Here is an 18,351-nt window from a genome sequence, read left to right as displayed (position 1 = left end):
AGTTTTGAAAGACCCTCTTCCCTTGATTTGCCAGAGTTTCCAGCAAGTTTTGAATCTATTGAGTGATCGGTAATGCACCCCATTTTGCGTTTAGGGGCGGCCCTGACAGTCGCTTTGCTATCACTGACCGCACAGGCGGATATTCAGCAGCAGCTGGATGACCTTGAGCCAGGCGCTATGTTTGAGCTTCCCTCTGAAAACCTTTCGCCGTTTGCTATCAGGGTGCCAGGGGTGACTGTGGCTTGTGCTTCGGAAACCCTTATAGATGGCGGTGGTTCAGGGAATGCTGTTGAGATTCAGGCGGAGGGTGTAACGCTTTCTGGTTGTCGTATCCGGAATTGGGGTACGGATCTGAATGAGCTGGATGCCGGGGTTTTTGTTAACCGGGAGGCCAGCAATGCGACGGTGGAGAATAACGACCTGCAAGGCTCGGCGTTTGGTATCTGGCTGGATGCGACGCCGGATGTGACGGTCAGGAACAATGTCATTCGGGGCGATGCTTCGGTGCGTTCGAATGATCGAGGGAATGGTATTCATCTGTTCAACACGACCGGGGCCTTGATCGAGGGGAATGATATCCGCGAGACCCGGGATGCGATTTATATCGAGACCGCTAACGGTAACGAGATTATCAATAACACGATGACGGATCTCAGGTATGGCATTCACTATATGTACTCCATGGATAACCTTCTGGAAGGCAATGTGACCCGGGGAACTCGCACCGGTTATGCGTTGATGCAGAGCAAGCGGCTCAAGGTGCTCAATAACCGGTCTGAGAATGATGAGAATTACGGCATTCTGATGAACTTTATTACCCAGTCGGTGCTTCGGGGAAATGTAGTTTCCGGGGTGTCGCAAGGCCAGACCGCGGGTGTGTCGGTTTCCGGCGCGGAAGGCAAGGCCGTGTTTATCTACAACTCTCTATACAACACATTTGAGAACAATGTGTTCCGGGATAGCGGCGTAGGCATTCATCTGACTGCCGGCTCGGAAGATAACGAGGTATTCCACAATGCGTTTATCAATAATCAGCGCCAGGTGAAGTATGTGGCAATCCGCACCCAGGAGTGGTCGAAGGGCAGTGAGGGCAATTTCTGGAGTGATTACTTGGGCTGGGATCGCAATCAGGATGGTATCGGCGATGTGCCTTACGAGCCTAACGATAATGTTGATCGCCTGCTATGGACCTACCCCGAGGCCAAAATCCTGATGTTCAGCCCGGCGGTGGATACTCTGCGCTGGGTTCAGGAAGCTTTTCCAGTGGTCAAGGCCGCGGGTGTCAGCGATTCACACCCGCTGATGAGCCCTCCCAAAATGTTACAACCGGAGTCCTGATGAGCTGTTTTCGTCTTGAGAATGTGAGCTACCGGTACGATAAGGCGCTTGTGTTAAATGGTGTTGACTTGCGCCTTGAGCCGGGAGAAATCCTCGGGTTGTTTGGCCACAACGGCGCCGGCAAAACCACCAGTATTAAACTGATTCTTGGCCTTATGACAGCCTCTCAGGGCAAGGTCTCAGTGCTGGATGGCGAGGCGGGGGACCCCCGAGTAAGCCAGTATATCGGCTATTTGCCGGAAAACGTGATGTTTTACCCGCAGCTAACCGGCCGTGAAATCCTTGCCCACTTTGCCCGTCTGAAAGGCGCGAACCTGCGACAGGTGCCGGAACTACTGGGGCAGGTGGGGTTGGAAGATGCCATGGATGCTCGCGTTAAGACCTACTCCAAAGGCATGCGGCAGCGTCTGGGGCTTGCTCAGGCTTTGCTTGGAAAACCGCGCTTGTTGATGCTGGATGAGCCCACCGTGGGGCTGGACCCGGTAGCCACGGCTGACCTCTATCGTTTGCTTCGCAAGCTGCGCGATGAAGGCACTGGCATTGTTCTTTGCTCCCATGTGCTTCCTGGTGTGGAGCCTTACATAGACCGGGCGGCGATTCTGACTGATGGGTCCCTGAAGGCTGTTGGTGATCTCGGTTCACTGCGTCGGCAAGCCAACATGCCGGTAACCCTTTCCCTTGAACCGGAGAACGGTGTGGCAGAACTGGAAGCTGTCATCAATGGCGCGCAGGCGTCTGCAGGGCTGATGGTAAGGCGCGATAACGGGCACTTGCATGTGGATGTCCGTTCTTCGGAAAAAATGGCCCTGGTCAAGACCCTGATGGCGTCTGGTGAAGTTCGTGACCTGGGCATCTATCAGCCGACGCTGGAGGATGTGTATGTGCACTTTATTGGTTCCGGCGGCCTTTCCCATCGCGGAGGTTCCCAATGAACAGTATCTGGACCATCGCCCGCAAGGAGCTCAGCGACAGTCTGCGTAACCGCTGGCTGATCGCTATTGCTCTCGTTTTCGCCACTCTGGCTCTGGGCATTGCCTGGTTTGGCGCCGCCGCGTCCGGGCAGGTTGGTTATGCGTCTACCCCGGCGACCATCGCCAGTCTCGCCAGTTTGGGCATTTTCCTGATACCGCTTATTGCGTTGTTGTTGGCTTATGACGCCATTGTGGGCGAGGAAGAGGGTGGCACATTGTTGCTGCTGATGACCTATCCGTTGAGCCGAGGGCAGCTGTTGTTTGGCAAGTTTTTAGGTCACGGGCTCACGTTGGCACTGGCGACACTGATTGGTTTTGGCGTGGCCGGCGTGGCGATTGCAGTGCTGGTTCAGGATGTTGCGGTTGGCGCATTGGCCCTCGCCATGTTGCGCTTTATTGTTTCAACCACGCTACTCGGCTGGGGGTTTATTGCTCTGGCTTATGTGGTGAGTGTGCGGGTGAGTGAGAAGCCGGTCGCCGCAGGTCTGGCCCTGGCCATCTGGTTCTTTTTCGTTCTGATTTTTGATTTGATGTTGCTGGGCACACTGGTTGCCAGCCAGGGTGAGTTCAATCCGGACTTGCTGCCCTGGCTCCTGTTGCTTAACCCCACAGATATATACCGCTTGCTGAACATTGTTACGTTCAGCGATGGTGCGCAGCTCAGCGGCGTTCTCAGCCTTGGTGCAGATCTGCCCATTGGCCCTGGCGGGCTATGGCTGGCACTGGTGCTCTGGTTTGTTGTTCCCCTGGCCGGTGCCCTGGCACTGTTTCGTAGCCGTCGTATCTGATCTGGAGATATTTACCGATGAAATCTGTTCGTTTGAAATTGCTGTTCGCATTGCTGATGTCAGGGGTATTCCTGGTCGGCTGTTCCGGTGACGCCGAAAAAATTGCTGAAAAACCGGCACCGGTCCATATGGAAGACGGCGACGAGTGTCACGTTTGCGGTATGGCCATCACCCGATTCCCCGGCCCCAAAGGCGAAGTAATTACCGAAAAAGAGCAAGCCGTTCATAAATTCTGCTCCACCAAGGACATGTTTGCCTGGGTGTTGCAGCCAGAGAACGTGAACCGCAAGCACACCCTCTATGTGCACGACATGAGCCAGGAAGAATGGGATAACCCGAACGACACCGCACTGATCGATGCCCGTGAAGCCTTTTACGTGGCAGGCTCCGGGCGCGAAGGCGCCATGGGGCCAACCCTGGCGTCATTCGCCACAGAATCGGCTGCCCATGATTTTATGATGGAGTACGGCGGTGAAGTAGTGACCTATGACGCAATCACTCTGGATCACCTGAATACCGGGATGCCCATGGGTGGTATGCATGAAGATATGTCTGGAGAGCAACATGGAGAAATGCACTCAGGCATGCAGCACGGCCACGAACACTAAGGCCGGTGTTTTCTTGAGGGGGCCGAGTTGCCTCAGCCCCCTGTCATATTCATGAAGCGCAGAATCTGGACGTCACCATTGGCGGAGAAATGGTGGCGCTCCGGCTTGAGATCCATGGAGTCGATAATGGTTTGCCGGAGTTTGTCATTGGTTACCGGATGACCGCGAAGAACCCGGCGCAGGTCAACCGAATGTTCGTTCCCCAAGCAGAGTAGTAATCTGCCCTCAACCGTTACCCTGACGCGATTGCAGGTGGAACAGAAGTTGTGGGAGTGGGGCGAAATAAAGCCAACCTTGATGGGGCTGTCCGACATACGGTAGTAACGGGCTGGCCCACCGGAGTCCTCCGGTGTGGGAATCAGATCATGATGCTGGCGGACAATGTCGCGTACTTCATCACTTGTACACAGAGCTTGTCCGCGATCGTGCTCGGAAATATCGCCCAGAGGCATTTCTTCAATGAAGGTAATGTCGACATTCTTCTTTCGGGCAAACTCGATCAGGTCCGGAACCTCGTGATCATTCCCGCCTTTCATTACCACCGTGTTCAGTTTGATGCCTTTGAACTGGGCTTCTTTGGCGGCGTCTATGCCATCGAGTACCCGTGACAGCTTTCCGGTACGGGTAATGCTCGCGAATTTTTCGGGATCGAGCGAATCCAGGCTAATGTTTAGCCGCGCAAGGCCCGCCTTACGAAGAGGCTCCGCCATTGTGGGTAATTGGCTGCCATTGGTGGTCATGGCAAAGTCGCGCAAGCCGTAGGTGCCAATCTCGCGAACAAGTTCGAGGATATCCTTGCGAACCAGGGGCTCACCGCCAGTAAGGCGGATTTTTTCCGTGCCCAGGGAAACAAACGTTCTTGCCACTCGGGCGATTTCTTCAAGCGTCAGAACCTGTTGCCGGGGCAGAAAAGTCATCTCTTCCGCCATGCAATATACGCAACGGAAATCGCAGCGGTCGGTAACGGACAGGCGCACATAATTAACGGTCCTGCCAAAACGGTCTCTCAGCTTGCTCTGGGACATCTGTTTCTTTCCTGTAACTGCTGGTCGCACGTTTTTGAATTGAGTATAGACCAAGTATCGCAGAATCATTATGGGAATCCGATACCCCTCGCGGGGTAAGTCGGTTGGCGTTTTTAATCGTCCAGGGAGACCTGATTATTGATTAGATGTATACTGAATAGAGGATTGAAAAGTTCAGAGGTGTCGGCCATGGCAGCGCGATCCGGTAAAACCAGTTTTAGAATTCTTGCGTATATATCGGTAGCGTTTGCCGCTATCGGTGTTGTTTTGCCCCTACTACCTACCACACCGTTTGTGTTGCTTGCGGCATTTTTCGCCAGCAAGGGCTCTCCGGCCTTTGCCAGCTGGATTGAGGAACACCCTTCGTTCGGGCCTGCCATCAGCGACTGGCGCAGAAACCGGGTCATACCGTTAAAGGCGAAGGTGTTGGCATGCAGCATGATGCTGTTGAGCTGGGGTTCACTTGTTTTCATGGGAGCCGCCGGGACAATACTTGCGATCTCGGGAATTTTTATGGCCGGCGTAGCAAGTTATTTACTGACCAGGCCTTCTTATTGACAGCCTTCACCGAACAACCGGAGTGTTGAATGCACATTACCCGCTACACTGACTACTCACTGCGAGTGCTGATTTACCTGGCTGCACAGGGTGATCGCCTTACTACAATTCAGGAAATCGCAGATAGCTACGATATATCCAAGAACCACTTGATGAAGGTGGTGCATCAGCTCAACAGGAAAGGGTATATAGAGACGGTCAGGGGGAAAAAGGGCGGTATGAGGCTTCATATGGCGCCAGAAGATATTAATGTGGGTGTGCTGGTGCGCGAAACCGAGCACGATCTCAGTGTTGTTGAATGTTACTCCTCCAAGAATGCCTGCAAAATCACGCCGGCTTGTGGTCTGAAGCCCATGTTTGGTGAAGCCTTGCAGGCGTTTCTCTCAGTACTTGATAAGTACACCCTTAAAGACGTTATGAAGGATCACTACAAACCGCAATTGCTAAGGCTGCTGCAGATCGCCTGATCTTCGATTGTGCGGTGAGCCTGGCGCCCCTGAAACCGGGGCGCCAGGCAGGTTCAGGCCTTCCCGTCTTTATTCACCCGCGCTCTTTTGGGCTTGGGCGGAAGAATCAGCTTTTCCAGATCGTCCAGCGCTTCTCCGGTAAACACTGCCAGCTTTTGCATACTTGGCAAGGTGTCACGGCAGCCGGTAAATCCGAAATTCAGTGACCCGGCATAGCTCAGGCAGGTAATGTTCAAAGCGCCGCCATGGGCAATCAGCGAAACCGGGTACATGGCTTCGAGTTTTGCGCCTTCGTAGTACAGACTTTCCTGTGGGCCAGGAACATTTGAGATGGTCACGTTGAAAACAGGGCGCATGCGCCCGCCGAGGCCTGACATTAATTGCAGGATATACGGCGACATCAGCAGCATGGTGTACTGATTCAGTGCGCTTTTCGGGAGTTTCTGCAAGTGTTCTTTGGCCCGGCGACTGGATGATTTGATGTTCTGTAAACGTGTAAGTGGATCCGCCTCGTTGGTGGCAAGCGAAGCAATCATGAAGCTGATCTGGGTGCCCGTGCCCTGGTCATCCGCCGGTCGGATATTTACCGGGATGCCAGCGGTCAGCGGGGTATCCGGAAGGTCATCCTGCTCGAGCAGGAAACGCCGCAGTGCCGTACCACAAAGGTAAAGCACAATATCATTCAGTGAAGAGCCAGATGAGTGGGCGAGTTTTTTGATGCGATCAAGCTGGTAATGCTGCGTGGCAAATCGACGCTGCCCGGTTACGCGGTGATTAATCTTTGAAACCGGTCCTTTGAATGGTGGAGTCAGACCGTCTTCGGGGTGTCGCGCTGAGTGCACGAGTCTGGTGCCCGCCCGCCAGAGTGTCGGCGCCATATCGGCCTGCAGCTTTAGAGCGTCCAGGGCCTGAGAAAATGCCGCAGGAATGCTTGCTTCTGAATCGCTCTTATTGCCCCGTCGGCGCTCTGGCTTCACCGACCAGGGCGGCAACATATCCCGCTCTTTCGGGTTGGTACTAAGGACCCGTTGCAACAGGCGCACGCCACTGATGCCATCAATCATCGAGTGGTGCATCTTGGTATATAGGGCGAAGCGGTTGTTCTCCAGCCCCTCAATAACGTGGCATTCCCAGAGCGGGCGAGCAAAATCCAGCGGGTTGGAATGCAGGCGCGAGACCAGGATGCCGAGCTCCCGTTCACCACCGGGCTTCGGAAGTGCGGAGTGACGCACGTGGTAATCCAGATCGATATCTTTATCGACTTTCCAGGATGGTGCCAGCAGCCGGCCCAGAAAACCGGACCATGCGAGTTTGTAGCTCCACGGCGGGGCGATATCCCCCGTTTCTTTCATGCTGGTGACCATGTCACGCAGGAAAGTATCGGTCGCGCCTTCCGGCAATGAAAAAATCTGCATGTTACCCACATGCATTGGCGTGTCTTCTGATTCTACAGCCAGCCATGAAGCATCAAGAGTTCCCAGACGTTTCATTCCTTGTGCACCTCTGCCCTGTTCGGGCGTGAAAGTGGGTCTTTATAATTGTTGATTATGAGTATACGGGTTAGTGTCTTTGGAGACGATCTCCGAGGTGAAAAAAAGTGTCAGCACTGCAGATACCGGCGGTTTCGTGAGCTGCTATTGGCAAGCTCCCGAAATCTGATGAGTTGTGTTACTTTCTAAACAATGAATTAATAAAAACAACGACATCCGGAGGCACTGTGGAATCAAGCCCACTTATCTCGGCAGGACTGCCAATCGCGCTGTTCATCATCATGATTGGTATAGGCATGACACTGACCTTTCAGGATTTCCGGCAGGTCGCGGTTTATCCAAAAGGTATAATAGTAGGCACTGTCGCCCAGATTCTGTTGATGCCTCTCGTGGCTTTTGCTTTGGCATCTGCGCTGGCAGTACCTCCGGCTATTGCGGTTGGCCTGGTGATAATAGCGGCGTGTCCCGGTGGAACAACCTCAAACCTTTTCGTTCTGCTCGCGCGGGGTAATATTGCACTATCCATTGTGCTGACGGTCAGTGCCAGTTTGATCACCATCCTCACACTGCCGTTGTTTGCCAATGTGGCGCTCCAGTTCTACATGGGCACGGAAGAAAATATTGTACTGCCGGTATGGAAAACCATCGGCATGCTGGTTGGCATCGTGCTCTTTCCTGTAGCCATTGGCATGCTGGTGCGGGCCCGTAAGCCTGATGTTGCGCGTAAAGCGGAGAGCATTGTAAGCGTGTTCGGCGGTGTTGTGCTCGCCTTGTTGATTGTGGTGCTCGTTTACGGAGTGCGAGACCAGATCTGGGAGCTGCTTAAGCAGGCAGGGCCAGCAACGATTCTGTTGAATGTGGTGGGTATTTTTATCGGCCTGCTCGCCGGCCGTGTCACCGGGTTGACCCAGAGAGAATCCCTGGCGGTGGCCGTCGAACTGGGCGTCAAAAACGGAACCATTGCCCTGATGGTCACACTCACGCTGCTGGAATCCAGCGCGATGTCCATACCGGCTGCAGTATATGGAGTGTTGATGTTTCCGATCGGGTTTCTGCTCGCTGTATATGGCCGGAGTATTATTCCTAAAGTCAGTTCGGGTGTTGTTAGGTAATCGGAGGGCAAGGTCGTGCAGTTCCTCAATGGTATTACATTACTGCTGGTCTATCAGCTGGCAGGAGAAATAATCGTGCGTCTGCTCGGCGTGTCGATTCCGGGGCCTGTTCTCGGTATGGTCATGCTGTTCGTCACCATGATGATCCGTGGGCGGGCGCCCGAGTCCGTTGAGCAGGCTTCTACCGGACTACTCAGTCATCTTTCATTGCTGTTTGTTCCTGCAGGCGTAGGCATGATCACGCACTTTGGCCGGATTGCAGATGAATGGTTGCCAATTACGCTCGCTTTGCTTCTTAGCACGGTTATCACCATGGTAGCCACGGCGTTGATCATGCAACAGACCAGTCGCTGGTTTACAAAAACGGGGCAGATGCAAGGGCAGAACGATGAATAATCCCGGGCTGTCGGATATCTGGGTTTATCTTTCCGCGACTCCTTTGTTGGGGCTGACGGTCACTCTTGTGGCCTATGGGCTGGCATACCGGTTTTATCTGAAAACCAATGGTAGTCCGCTGGCGAATCCGGTGGTTACGTCGGTGGCCATGCTGATTACTTTGTTGCTTGTTTCGGGCATCTCCTACAACGATTATTTTGCCGGCGGACAGTTTGTGCACTTTCTGTTGGGGCCCGCCACAGTAGCTTTGGCTGTGCCGCTTTATCAGCAGTTTTCGAGGTTGCGCCAACTGTGGTTGCCGGTACTCATATCGCTGATCTGCGGCGTTGGAATAGCGGCGGGTAGCTCTGTTTTGCTGGCACGGCTTCTGGGCGGATCGCTGGAAGTCCAGATGTCTCTTGCGCCCAAATCCGCTACCGCCCCTGTGGCGATGGGTATATCCGAGAACATCGGGGGATTGCCTTCACTGACAGCGGTCTTGGTGGTGATTACCGGCATTATCGGGGCCGTATTAGGCACCAAGCTGTTCGAGTGGATTGGCGTAAAAGATGATACGGCAAAAGGCATTGCCATGGGCGTTGCGGCCCATGGTATCGGGACTGCAAGGGCGTTCCAGGTGAGTAGTCGAATGGGGGCGTTTTCAGGGTTGGCAATGGCGCTATCTGCTTTCGCCACGGCGATTTTGGTGCCCTGGATGGTGGACTGGATTCAGGGTTTGTTCTAAACCAGCTGGCCATGTAGCCGGGCACTCCGGCAGTCCTTTGCCGGTAGCCGTTCGTGCTTAAGAGCGGTCGTCTCTACCCACTCGGGTAGGTTCCATGTTCCCGCTGCGGTAATCAATTTCCAGCTCCTGCCCGTCGGCGTTATCACCTTCCACTTCAATTTCGCCTCGGGAATTGATTTGGATTTCCTCAATCCGGCTCATGCCCTGTTTTACGCTGGCATCAATGTAGTCTGCAACTTCGGCAGCGGATAAGCCCCAGGGACCATCCGCGCGCTTGCGGCGCTCTTCTTTTTTGATCGAGCCGTCATTGTTTACATCAATCTCTACGAACCATTCGTTATCAACCCAGCCTTCGATTTCCATGCTGCCATCGTCGTCGCGGTCATCTTCCAGTTCAATGCTGTGGAAGTGCGAAATGCCATAGTCTGAGCCGATCTGGACAGCTCGCTTGGCATCATCAATGGTTCCGGATGCGAAAGCCTGGGGTGCTGCAACAAGGCTGGCGGCGAGTGCGGTTGCGATCAGTGTCTTCATGCTGTTTCTCCTGACTCGTTGGTCACAATGTATCTGTTAATAGTGCATACAGTGTTTATCTGAATGTGTTCTGGTAGCGCCTCCTGAGGGAGGTCTTCCTGAACGTTGGGGGTATCTTAGGTAAAGGCTGCTTGCAGGAGAGTGAGTATTTTGTTCATGGTTCATTCATGTTGACTCTGACAAAATGAAATCATGAAACATTTGCCCTTCTACATGCTGAAACTGATCATCCCCACCACGGCGCTCATTGCTGCGGCGTTTGCCGTTTTATTGTTCCTGGCCGGACCAGCGCCGGTCTCTGCCGATGAGGATTGGCGCAAGCTGCATGAAGACGTGCAGGCGGGCAAAATAAAATCTCTTGGTGAAATTCTGGATACCCTGTTGCGCGACTGGAACGGGCAGGTAATTGATGTGGAGTTTGAGCAGGAGGATGGTAAAAAGCTATATGAAATCGAACTTCTGGGCCCTGAAGGCCAAGTGGTCGAGTTCGAAGTGGATGCGGTAACCGGGGAGCTTATCGGCATTGAGGGCACCAACATCAACGGAATGAAGCGCCAATGAAAATCTTGCTGGTAGAGGATGATCAGCCGCTGGCCAGGGGGCTTGCAGCTTCGCTTGAAGATGCGGGCCTTCTGGTGGAAATCGCAGGCGATGGCCGCACTGCAGATTTCCTGGTCAGTACCGAGTGCTACGATGCGGTTATTCTGGATCTTGGGCTGCCCGATGGTAATGGTGCTCAGTGGTTGTCCCAGTGGCGTGAGCAGGGCATCGAATTACCGGTTCTGATTCTGACCGCAAGAGAGCGCTGGTCTGATAAAGCCGCGGGCTTTTCCGCTGGTGCCGACGATTACGTTACCAAGCCTTTCGAAACTGCTGAAATTCTGTTTCGTTTAAGAGCGTTGGTGCGCAGAGCTCACGGTCATGCCCACCCGGTTATTCGGGTCGGGGATATTTCCCTGGATACGCACAGTGCCCAGGTAAGCCGGGCAGGCATGCCAGTATCTCTGACGGCCCAGGAATTCCGGCTGCTTTCCCACCTTGTTCATGCCGCGCCCCGGGTGGTTAGCCGCACCGAGTTAGCAGAGCACGTTTATGACGGTGATACAGAGCCGGATTCCAATGTGATTGATGTTCAGGTGAGCCGCTTGCGGCGGAAACTCGGTAGCCAAAGTATCGAAACCCTGCGTGGTCAGGGCTACCGGATGGTTGCGGATAAAGAGGCATCATGACCCTGACAGGCCGGCTGCGCCGGCTTCCTATAGCTACGCGCATGCTGGTCTCAGCGCTGGTGCTTGTTGTTCTGGTATTACCTGCCGCCGGTGCGCTGCTGTCATGGAACTTCCGGGAAGCGGTGAATACGGCCTTTAATGAGCGCCTTGAAAGTCTGCTCAATGTTGTGATTGCCGGGGTCAGCTACGATGTCCGGCAAGATGCACTGGTGACCAGCAGGCAGCTGGGTGACTCTCGTTTTGACCGGGTGTTTTCTGGCTGGTATTGGCAAGTTCGTGATGAGAGTGAGCGGGTACTTACGTCCCGGTCGCTATGGGATCAGCGGTTAGCCGTTTCCCATGAACCAGGCATAGCCTTCCGCACCGTTACCGGTCCCAGAGGCGAGCAGCTTCGATTGCTGGAACGGGACATACGCCTTCCCAACCTTGACGACATTCTGCACGTGCAGGTGGCCGCTAACCTTGATGAGGTAGAAGCGCAGATTGCCCGTTTCCAGACTTTGCTGTGGCTGTCGCTGGTAACACTGGGCGGGCTTCTCATTGTGCTGATTGGTTTGCAGATCCGTTGGGGGCTCGCGCCCCTGCGGCGGATTGAACGAAGCCTGAAGGCGGTAGAGCAGGGTCGGCAGCCGTCCATTGAGACCGACCTGCCCCGGGAATTGGCGCGGCTGGCAGAGGCGATTAATACCGTGCTGGAGAGAGACCAGCGCCTGATGGAGCGAGGCAGAACCGCTGCGGGTAATTTGGCTCATGCATTGAAAACCCCGGTCGCTGTACTGGGCACCCTGGCAGAACGGTTACCGCAAGAGCAGGAGAAGGCAATGCGGGCGGAGCTCAAGCGGTTGGACGAGGCAGTACGGCATCACCTGGCCCGTGCTTCTGCGGCCGGCCCCGCCGCATTGGGCACTGAACAGGAAATTGGCACAGTGCTTGAGCCCGTTATTGAAGGCGTCCGACGCCTGGCAGGCAGGCGGGGCCTGATGTTTGAGAGTAGTCTTCCACAGGGACTCAAGGTGCGGATTGATGCCCAGGACTTGCAGGAACTTGTTGGCAATCTACTTGAAAATGCAATCAACTGGGCTAAAGGTGCCATCAGCCTGACTGGCGTTGTTGAAGGGGACTGGCTGGTGCTGAGTGTCGCCGACGATGGGCCTGGTATGTCACCGGAAGAGCGTCAGCAGGCTTTGAGCCGGGGGGGCAGGCTGGACGAGGCAAGGTCCGGGTCCGGGCTGGGGCTGGCGATCGTTACAGATATTGCTGCTTTGCATGGCGGCGAGCTCCGGCTGGAAGACGGCACTGAAGGTGGCCTGGAGGCAAAGGTGCTTTTGCCTCTGACACACTTGCACTCAGGACCCTAGCGGAGGCGCGTGTGGGCAGTGGTAATCCTCCACCACAATACCTTCTTCCACACTTTCCAGGTGCACATCAAAGCCCCATAGCCTGTGAACATGGCGCAGTACTTCTTCTGTATCTGTGCCCAAAGGCACTCTGTCTGCGGGCACGTGCCGGAGCGTCAACGAACGATCGCCGCGTAAATCCACGCTCCACACCTGAATGTTAGGGTCCCGATAACTAAGATTGTACTGGCGGGCGAGCTTCTCCCGCAGTTTCCGATAGCCGGGCTCGTCGTGGATAGCAGTTACCATGTAGCTATCTTCCAAGTCATCATCCTCAATGGCAAACAGCTTTAAATCCCGCATCACCTTGGGCGAAAGGAATTGCAGGATGAAGCTCTCATCCTTGAAGTTGGCCATGGCAAAATGCAGGGTTTCAAGCCAGTCTGAGCCGGCGATGTCTGGAAACCACTCGCGATCCTCATTGGTGGGCGTTTCACAAATCCGTCGCAGGTCAGTGAAGATAGAGAACCCGAGAGTGTAGGGGTTAAGGCCGGAATACCATGGGCTGTTGAATGGCGGTTGATACACCACCGCAGTGTGGCTTTGCAGAAACTCCAGCATAAAGCCATCGGTCACCAGGCCCTTCTCGTACATCCGATGCAGCAGAGTGTAGTGCCAAAACGTAGCCCAGCCCTCGTTCATCACCTGAGTCTGGCGCTGCGGGTAGAAATACTGGGCCAGCTTGCGCACAATCCGGATGATCTCCCGCTGCCAGGTCTCCAGCAGGGGCGCATTTTTCTCGATGAAGTACAGCAGGTTCTCCTGGGGCTCTTCCGGGTAGCGCTTTTGGCGCTTTATCGGATCTTCATCCTCCCCCATTTTCGGAATAGTGCGCCACAGGTCGTTCACCCGGCGTTGCAGATAGTCCTCTCGTTCTTCCTGGCGCTGGGCTTCCTCGGCGGCAGAGATCGGAGCGGGTCGTTTATAGCGGTCGACGCCGTGGTTCATGAGAGCATGGCAGGAATCGAGTATTTCCTCGACCGCATCCACGCCGTAACGCTCTTCGCACTCAGACACATAATTCCGGGCAAACACCAGGTAATCAATAATGGCGCTGGCGTCTGTCCAGGTGCGGAAAAGATAGTTGCCCTTGAAGAACGAGTTATGGCCATAGCAGGCATGGGCAATCACCAGTGCCTGCATGGGCAGAGTGTTCTCTTCCATCAGGTAGGCAATGCAGGGGTTGGAGTTGATCACTATTTCATACGCCAGCCCCATCTGCCCGCGCTGGTAGCCTTTGGATGTACTGAGAAACTGCTTGCCGAACGACCAGTGATTGTAGCCAACTGGCATGCCTACCGAGCTGTAGGCGTCCATCATCTGCTCGGCACTGATCACCTCAACCTGGTTGGGGTAAGTGTCAAGGCCGAACTCGGCAGCGCACTTGGCAATTTCCTCATCGTATTGTCGAATCAGTTCGAACGTCCATTCCGAGCCGGTGGAAACCGGATTGCCACTTGCCCGGCTCTCATTGCCAGAGTCGTTCGGAGTATCGAGGGCATCACTCATGCGGCTTTCCTCTCAAAAAGCCGGCGGAAGACCGGGTAGATCTCGCCGGGGTCGGCAATTTGCTGCTGGGCAAAACTCTCGGGGAAGCGCTCCTGCACCCGCTCGTATTCGTGCCACAGCATCTGGTGGTCCTGGGGAGTAATCTCCACGTAGGCGAAGTACTGCACCAGGGGCAGGATGCTGTCGGTCAGCAACTTGCCGCACACGGGTGAGTCGTCGTTCCAGTTGTCGCCATCAGACGCTTGTGCCGCATAGATGTTCCACTCTGCCGGGGAGTAGCGGGACTCGATGATCTTGTGCATCAGTTTCAGGGCGCTGGAAACGATGGTGCCACCGGTTTCCCGGGAATAGAAAAATTCTTCTTCATCCACTTCTTTGGCGCTGGTGTGGTGGCGAATGAACACCACATCGATTTTTTTGTAGTTTTTTTTCAGGAACAGGTACAGCAGGATGAAAAACCGCTTTGCGGTGTCCTTGTGCATCTGAGTCATTGAGCCAGACACGTCCATCAGGCAGAACATGACTGCGCTGGTGGCCGGTTTTGGCTGCTTCAGATGCTGGCGATAACGCAGGTCGATTTCATCAATGAACGGAATCCTTTTTACGTTGGCCTTTAGGCGGGCAATTTCGTCTTCCAGCACTTTTATCTGATCTTCATGGCTGAACGCGGCATCCAGATCAGCGGGAGCAGATTTCAGGTCGGCAAGCTGGGCTTCCAGTTCACGAATTTTCTTTTTGCGAGCGCCGCCAAGACCCAGGCGACGGGCGTGGGCACCGCGTAGTGATCGAACGACGTCTAGTTTTGCAGGCACACCCTGAGTGCTGAAGCCGGAGCGCACATAATTGAAGGTTTCCGTATCCTTGAGCTTTTTGCGGACAAGGTTCGGAAGTTCGAGATCATCAAACAGAAAGTTCAGAAATTCGTCCTGGGTGATCTGAAAGGCAAACTCATCCATGCCTTCGCCGTCAGGGCTGGCCTGACCTTGTCCCTGGCCCTGCCCATCGCCGCCTTCCGGTTTTGGCAGTCGGTCTCCCGCCACGAAGTCCCGGTTACCCGGATGCACCATTTCGCGATGGCCACCCTGGCCATGATGGAAGACTGGCTCATCAATATCCCTGGTGGGAATACTGACGCGCTCCCCCCGTTCTATATCGGTGATCGAGCGCCGATGTACTGCGTCAGAAACTGCCTTCTTTATGTGATGGCGGTAGCGGCGTAAAAACCGCTCCCTGTTCACCGCGCTCTTGTTTTTGCCGTTCAGTCGTCGGTCGACAATGTGGGTCATACCCATAATTCACACTCCACTTACGCGTTCGGGGCAAGTATCGCAGGCGCGTTTACCGAGCCCACTGCCACTGCTAGTGCGACTTGCGTACTCGCAGGTACCACTCGGCCAGCAAGCGCACCTGCTTCTCCGTGTAGCCCCGATCGACCATGCGTTCGACGAACTGCTTGTGCTTGTTCTGATCTTCCTGGCTGGCTTTTGGGTTGAACGAAATAACCGGCAACAGGTCTTCGGTGTTCGAGAACATCTTCTTCTCTATCACGCTGCGCAGCTTCTCGTAGCTAAGCCAGGATGGATTCTGTCCCTGGTTGTTAGCTCGGGCCCGCAGTACAAAATTGACAACTTCGTTGCGGAAATCTTTGGGGTTGCTGATGCCTGCCGGCTTTTCGATTTTCTCCAGTTCCTCGTTGATAGACGAACGGTCGAGAATCTCGCCGGTTTCCGGATCCCGGAATTCCTGATCCTGAATCCACAGGTCGGCATAGGTTACATAGCGGTCGAACAGGTTCTGACCATATTCGCTGTAGCTTTCCAGATAGGCCGTCTGGATTTCCTTGCCGATAAACTGCACATAGTGCGGAGCCAGAAACTCTTTGATAAAGCGCAGATAGCGTTCGTGAGTTTCGGGCGCGAACTGCTCCTGTTCAATCTGCTTTTCAATCACGTAAAGCAGGTGCACGGGGTTGGCGGCCACTTCGGTGGTATCGAAGTTGAAGACTTTGGAGAGAATCTTGAACGCAAACCGGGTCGAAAGGCCGTCCATGCCTTCGTTAACGCCCGCTGCATCGCGGTACTCCTGGATGGATTTGGCCTTGGGATCTGTGTCCTTGATGTTCTGGCCGTCGTAGACCCGCATTTTGGAAAAAACACTGGAGTTTTCCGGCTCTTTGATGCGGGAGAGCACGGAAAACTGCGCCAGCATATCCAGTGTATCCGGCGCGCAGGGCGCACCGGCCAGAGAGCTGTTTTTCAACAATTTTTTGTAGATCTCGATCTCTTCCGTTACACGCACACAGTAGGGCACCTTGACGATGTACACCCGGTCAAGAAACGCCTCGTTGTGCTTGTTGTTACGGAAAGTCTGCCATTCCGATTCGTTGGAATGAGCAAGGATAACGCCATCAAACGGTACAGAACCCATGCCCTCGGTGGTGTTGTAGTTGCCTTCCTGAGTCGCAGTAAGCAATGGATGCAGCACCTTGATGGGCGCCTTGAACATCTCTACGAACTCCATGAGTCCCTGGTTGGCTTTACACAGACCACCACTGAAGCTGTAGGCATCCGGATCGTCCTGGGAATAGTCTTCCAGCATGCGGATATTCACCTTGCCTACAAGCGCAGAGATGTCTTGATTGTTGTCATCCCCCGGCTCGGTTTTGGATACCCCAATCTGATCCAGCACCGAGGGATATTTTTTCACCACACGGAACTGGCTGATATCGCCGCCAAATTCATGAAGGCGCTTGACTGCCCAGGGCGACATGATGTTTTTCACATAGCGAGAGGGAATGCCGTACTCTTCTTCCAGAATGCTGGCGTCTTCGGCTGGATCGAATAAGCCTAGAGGCGACTCGTTAACTGGAGAACCCTTGATGGCGTAGAAGGGCACCTTTTGCATTAGGTACTTGAGCTTCTCTGCCAGTGATGATTTGCCACCGCCGACGGGACCCAGCAGATAAAGGATCTGTTTCTTTTCTTCCAGTCCCTGAGCCGCGTGCCTGTAGAACGACACGATATTCTCCACAGCCTCTTCCATGCCGTAGAATTCGGAAAATTCCGGGTATCGTTTAATGATTTTGTTGGAAAAGATACGTGACAGGCGGGTGTCACGGGAAGTATCGACAAATTCGGGTTCGCCGATGGCAATCAATAATCGTTCTGCGGCCGTAGCATAGGCCGTGGGATCCTTTTTACAGATCTCGAGGTATTCCTCAAGGCTGTACTCTTCTTCCTGGGTGCTCTCATACCGGTTTCTAAACTGCTGCAGTATGCTCATGGGTAGCCCCTCGCTCGCGGTTCTTCAGTTTTCAGTACACGCAATATCCCCGTTGCAGTTACGGTCGCCATGCTGGCGATTCGTTGGTTATGGGTTAAAGGAAAGGATGTTTTCGGCCGATCACGTTCTGTGCCGGATTCCGGCCAGCTCTAACTTGAGCTTAGTTCACGGTCACGAGGTTGGACAGGCAGTAAACGGTTAAGGTTCATTAAATTATGTTACCGCTACTGCCCCGGTGCTAGCGTTTAGTGAGCCGGAATACGCTCTCAGTTGCGCCTATCAGGCCCTTGCGTTTGGTGAACATGTGATCGTTGGGGAGGGTATTGGAAAGGACATGCTCGATGTCGTAGTCGGCAGAATAGAGCTCCCGAACTTCTTCGTCGCTGACGTTAAACGGCGGTGGGGTAATTCTGGTTTTGTAGTCCAGGGTAATGAGCAGAATCTTGGTGCCTTCCGGGATAATGGCCGTAAGGTGCTCGACATATTTCTTGCGCATAGGCTGGGGAAGGGCAATAAGTGCAGCGCGATCGTATACCAGACGGACATGCTTCAGGTCGTCCGGGGCTAACTGAAAAAAGTCGCCGGCCCAGAGTTGCAGATTGTCATGGCTGAAGGTTGTGAAAGGCTCGCCGGGATGAACCATGGCTTTTTCGCCGGCTTCTTCAAAGAAATCCTTACAGGCGATCTCGCTCAGTTCCACGCCCAGGACAGCATGACCCCGGTCATGCAGCCACCACATATCGTGGGCTTTGCCGCATAGCGGAACGAATACGCTTTCGGTACCACTGCCGGAAAGTTCTGGCCAGTGGTCGTAAAGAAACTGGTTGACGGTGCCTTCGTGAAAGCCAATTTCCTTTTTACTCCAGCGCTCGTGCCAGAATTCGTGTTCCATGTTTCCGCTCTCTTATTTGGACGTTTGGTTC

General features: G+C 54.3%; 19 protein-coding genes. 12 read left to right on the top strand and 7 right to left on the bottom strand.

Features of this window, described 5'->3' with window-relative positions; all coding sequences use genetic code 11:
* The first annotated feature begins 72 nt into the window (after positions 1-72).
* Genes Q4501_RS12510 through Q4501_RS12495 form a run of 4 tightly spaced genes read left to right on the top strand, consistent with a single transcriptional unit; the run spans position 73 to position 3,705 of the window.
* Positions 73-1,338, top strand: a complete 1,266-nt coding sequence (locus tag Q4501_RS12510) for a nitrous oxide reductase family maturation protein NosD (RefSeq protein WP_303596579.1) — start codon at positions 73-75, stop codon at positions 1,336-1,338.
* A complete protein-coding gene (locus tag Q4501_RS12505) occupies positions 1,338-2,270 on the top strand; it encodes an ABC transporter ATP-binding protein (protein ID WP_303596578.1) in 933 nt (310 codons plus the stop codon). The genes Q4501_RS12510 and Q4501_RS12505 overlap by 1 nt, the downstream gene beginning before the upstream one ends.
* A complete protein-coding gene (locus Q4501_RS12500; protein WP_303596577.1) occupies positions 2,267-3,097 on the top strand; it encodes an ABC transporter permease in 831 nt (276 codons plus the stop codon). Before Q4501_RS12505 ends, Q4501_RS12500 begins: the two co-directional genes overlap by 4 nt.
* Positions 3,098-3,114: 17 nt before the next feature.
* Positions 3,115-3,705 (top strand): nitrous oxide reductase accessory protein NosL, encoded by a 591-nt coding sequence (locus Q4501_RS12495; RefSeq protein WP_303596575.1) that lies wholly within the window; start codon positions 3,115-3,117, stop codon positions 3,703-3,705.
* A gap of 32 nt (positions 3,706-3,737) precedes the next feature.
* On the opposite strand, the gene moaA is transcribed toward Q4501_RS12495, so the two are convergent.
* Positions 3,738-4,730: a GTP 3',8-cyclase MoaA gene (gene moaA / locus Q4501_RS12490; RefSeq protein ID WP_303596574.1), complete on the bottom strand. Its 993-nt coding sequence runs from the start codon at positions 4,728-4,730 to the stop codon at positions 3,738-3,740.
* Positions 4,731-4,919: 189 nt separating this feature from the next.
* Here moaA and Q4501_RS12485 point away from each other — a divergent pair, with 189 nt between their 5' ends.
* Together Q4501_RS12485 and Q4501_RS12480 are read left to right on the top strand one after the other, a co-directional pair.
* Entirely contained in the window at positions 4,920-5,288 is a 369-nt protein-coding gene (locus Q4501_RS12485) for a YbaN family protein (protein ID WP_303596573.1), read from the top strand.
* 29 nt (positions 5,289-5,317) lie between these two features.
* On the top strand, positions 5,318-5,755 hold the full coding sequence (locus Q4501_RS12480) for an Rrf2 family transcriptional regulator (protein ID WP_303596572.1): 438 nt from the start codon (positions 5,318-5,320) through the stop codon (positions 5,753-5,755).
* A 53-nt stretch (positions 5,756-5,808) separates the two neighbouring features.
* Here Q4501_RS12480 and Q4501_RS12475 read toward each other — a convergent pair whose 3' ends face one another.
* Positions 5,809-7,245: a wax ester/triacylglycerol synthase family O-acyltransferase gene (locus Q4501_RS12475; protein ID WP_303596571.1), complete on the bottom strand. Its 1,437-nt coding sequence runs from the start codon at positions 7,243-7,245 to the stop codon at positions 5,809-5,811.
* Positions 7,246-7,472: 227 nt separating this feature from the next.
* Here Q4501_RS12475 and Q4501_RS12470 point away from each other — a divergent pair, with 227 nt between their 5' ends.
* Genes Q4501_RS12470 through Q4501_RS12460 form a run of 3 tightly spaced genes read left to right on the top strand, consistent with a single transcriptional unit; the run spans position 7,473 to position 9,477 of the window.
* Positions 7,473-8,357 (top strand): bile acid:sodium symporter family protein, encoded by an 885-nt coding sequence (locus Q4501_RS12470; RefSeq protein WP_303596570.1) that lies wholly within the window; start codon positions 7,473-7,475, stop codon positions 8,355-8,357.
* A gap of 15 nt (positions 8,358-8,372) precedes the next feature.
* The gene (locus Q4501_RS12465; RefSeq protein ID WP_303596569.1) at positions 8,373-8,753 is read left to right on the top strand and encodes a CidA/LrgA family protein; all 381 of its coding nucleotides are present in this window, start codon (positions 8,373-8,375) and stop codon (positions 8,751-8,753) included.
* Positions 8,746-9,477 carry an LrgB family protein gene (locus Q4501_RS12460; RefSeq protein WP_303596568.1) on the top strand — a complete coding sequence of 244 codons (732 nt, stop codon included), beginning with the start codon at positions 8,746-8,748 and terminating at the stop codon, positions 9,475-9,477. Before Q4501_RS12465 ends, Q4501_RS12460 begins: the two co-directional genes overlap by 8 nt.
* A 57-nt stretch (positions 9,478-9,534) precedes the next feature.
* Here the strand turns inward: Q4501_RS12460 and Q4501_RS12455 are convergent, their stop codons facing one another.
* Positions 9,535-10,011 (bottom strand): hypothetical protein, encoded by a 477-nt coding sequence (locus tag Q4501_RS12455; protein ID WP_303596567.1) that lies wholly within the window; start codon positions 10,009-10,011, stop codon positions 9,535-9,537.
* A 192-nt stretch (positions 10,012-10,203) separates the two neighbouring features.
* Here Q4501_RS12455 and Q4501_RS12450 point away from each other — a divergent pair, with 192 nt between their 5' ends.
* From Q4501_RS12450 to Q4501_RS12440, 3 genes are read left to right on the top strand one after another with little or no spacing between them, the layout of a single operon-like run.
* Entirely contained in the window at positions 10,204-10,572 is a 369-nt protein-coding gene (locus Q4501_RS12450) for a PepSY domain-containing protein (RefSeq protein ID WP_303596566.1), read from the top strand.
* Positions 10,569-11,240: a response regulator transcription factor gene (locus Q4501_RS12445; RefSeq protein WP_303596565.1), complete on the top strand. Its 672-nt coding sequence runs from the start codon at positions 10,569-10,571 to the stop codon at positions 11,238-11,240. The genes Q4501_RS12450 and Q4501_RS12445 overlap by 4 nt, the downstream gene beginning before the upstream one ends.
* Complete coding sequence (locus tag Q4501_RS12440) at positions 11,237-12,598, top strand: HAMP domain-containing sensor histidine kinase (RefSeq protein ID WP_303596564.1); 1,362 nt, start codon at positions 11,237-11,239, stop codon at positions 12,596-12,598. Before Q4501_RS12445 ends, Q4501_RS12440 begins: the two co-directional genes overlap by 4 nt.
* Here Q4501_RS12440 and Q4501_RS12435 read toward each other — a convergent pair.
* The 4 genes from Q4501_RS12435 to tmpT form a co-directional block, all read right to left on the bottom strand.
* Positions 12,587-14,146: a SpoVR family protein gene (locus Q4501_RS12435; RefSeq protein WP_303596563.1), complete on the bottom strand. Its 1,560-nt coding sequence runs from the start codon at positions 14,144-14,146 to the stop codon at positions 12,587-12,589. The genes Q4501_RS12440 and Q4501_RS12435 overlap by 12 nt on opposite strands.
* Positions 14,143-15,438 (bottom strand): YeaH/YhbH family protein, encoded by a 1,296-nt coding sequence (locus tag Q4501_RS12430; protein WP_303596562.1) that lies wholly within the window; start codon positions 15,436-15,438, stop codon positions 14,143-14,145. Before Q4501_RS12430 ends, Q4501_RS12435 begins: the two co-directional genes overlap by 4 nt.
* Before the next feature lie 67 nt (positions 15,439-15,505).
* The gene (locus tag Q4501_RS12425; protein WP_303596560.1) at positions 15,506-17,428 is read right to left on the bottom strand and encodes a PrkA family serine protein kinase; all 1,923 of its coding nucleotides are present in this window, start codon (positions 17,426-17,428) and stop codon (positions 15,506-15,508) included.
* A gap of 238 nt (positions 17,429-17,666) precedes the next feature.
* Entirely contained in the window at positions 17,667-18,320 is a 654-nt protein-coding gene (tmpT, locus tag Q4501_RS12420; protein ID WP_303596559.1) for a thiopurine S-methyltransferase, read from the bottom strand.
* Positions 18,321-18,351 lie beyond the last annotated feature (31 nt).

The sequence above is a fragment of the Marinobacter sp. 2_MG-2023 genome, assembly GCF_030546935.1.
Taxonomy (GTDB): Bacteria; Pseudomonadota; Gammaproteobacteria; order Pseudomonadales; family Oleiphilaceae; genus Marinobacter.
Note: the sequence above shows the minus strand (reverse complement) of the source record. Positions and strands in the feature narration are given on the sequence as shown.

What these genes read in the sequence shown, in the direction of transcription:
- Q4501_RS12510 (WP_303596579.1), top strand. Translation starts at nt 73, where the DNA reads ATGCACCCCATTTTGCGTTTAGGGGCGGCCCTGACAGTCGCTTTGCTA.
- Q4501_RS12505 (WP_303596578.1), top strand. Translation starts at nt 1,338, where the DNA reads ATGAGCTGTTTTCGTCTTGAGAATGTGAGCTACCGGTACGATAAGGCG.
- Q4501_RS12500 (WP_303596577.1), top strand. Translation starts at nt 2,267, where the DNA reads ATGAACAGTATCTGGACCATCGCCCGCAAGGAGCTCAGCGACAGTCTG.
- Q4501_RS12495 (WP_303596575.1), top strand. Translation starts at nt 3,115, where the DNA reads ATGAAATCTGTTCGTTTGAAATTGCTGTTCGCATTGCTGATGTCAGGG.
- moaA (WP_303596574.1), bottom strand. Translation starts at nt 4,730, where the DNA reads ATGTCCCAGAGCAAGCTGAGAGACCGTTTTGGCAGGACCGTTAATTAT.
- Q4501_RS12485 (WP_303596573.1), top strand. Translation starts at nt 4,920, where the DNA reads ATGGCAGCGCGATCCGGTAAAACCAGTTTTAGAATTCTTGCGTATATA.
- Q4501_RS12480 (WP_303596572.1), top strand. Translation starts at nt 5,318, where the DNA reads ATGCACATTACCCGCTACACTGACTACTCACTGCGAGTGCTGATTTAC.
- Q4501_RS12475 (WP_303596571.1), bottom strand. Translation starts at nt 7,245, where the DNA reads ATGAAACGTCTGGGAACTCTTGATGCTTCATGGCTGGCTGTAGAATCA.
- Q4501_RS12460 (WP_303596568.1), top strand. Translation starts at nt 8,746, where the DNA reads ATGAATAATCCCGGGCTGTCGGATATCTGGGTTTATCTTTCCGCGACT.
- Q4501_RS12455 (WP_303596567.1), bottom strand. Translation starts at nt 10,011, where the DNA reads ATGAAGACACTGATCGCAACCGCACTCGCCGCCAGCCTTGTTGCAGCA.
- Q4501_RS12450 (WP_303596566.1), top strand. Translation starts at nt 10,204, where the DNA reads ATGAAACATTTGCCCTTCTACATGCTGAAACTGATCATCCCCACCACG.
- Q4501_RS12445 (WP_303596565.1), top strand. Translation starts at nt 10,569, where the DNA reads ATGAAAATCTTGCTGGTAGAGGATGATCAGCCGCTGGCCAGGGGGCTT.
- Q4501_RS12440 (WP_303596564.1), top strand. Translation starts at nt 11,237, where the DNA reads ATGACCCTGACAGGCCGGCTGCGCCGGCTTCCTATAGCTACGCGCATG.
- Q4501_RS12435 (WP_303596563.1), bottom strand. Translation starts at nt 14,146, where the DNA reads ATGAGTGATGCCCTCGATACTCCGAACGACTCTGGCAATGAGAGCCGG.
- Q4501_RS12430 (WP_303596562.1), bottom strand. Translation starts at nt 15,438, where the DNA reads ATGGGTATGACCCACATTGTCGACCGACGACTGAACGGCAAAAACAAG.
- Q4501_RS12425 (WP_303596560.1), bottom strand. Translation starts at nt 17,428, where the DNA reads ATGAGCATACTGCAGCAGTTTAGAAACCGGTATGAGAGCACCCAGGAA.
- tmpT (WP_303596559.1), bottom strand. Translation starts at nt 18,320, where the DNA reads ATGGAACACGAATTCTGGCACGAGCGCTGGAGTAAAAAGGAAATTGGC.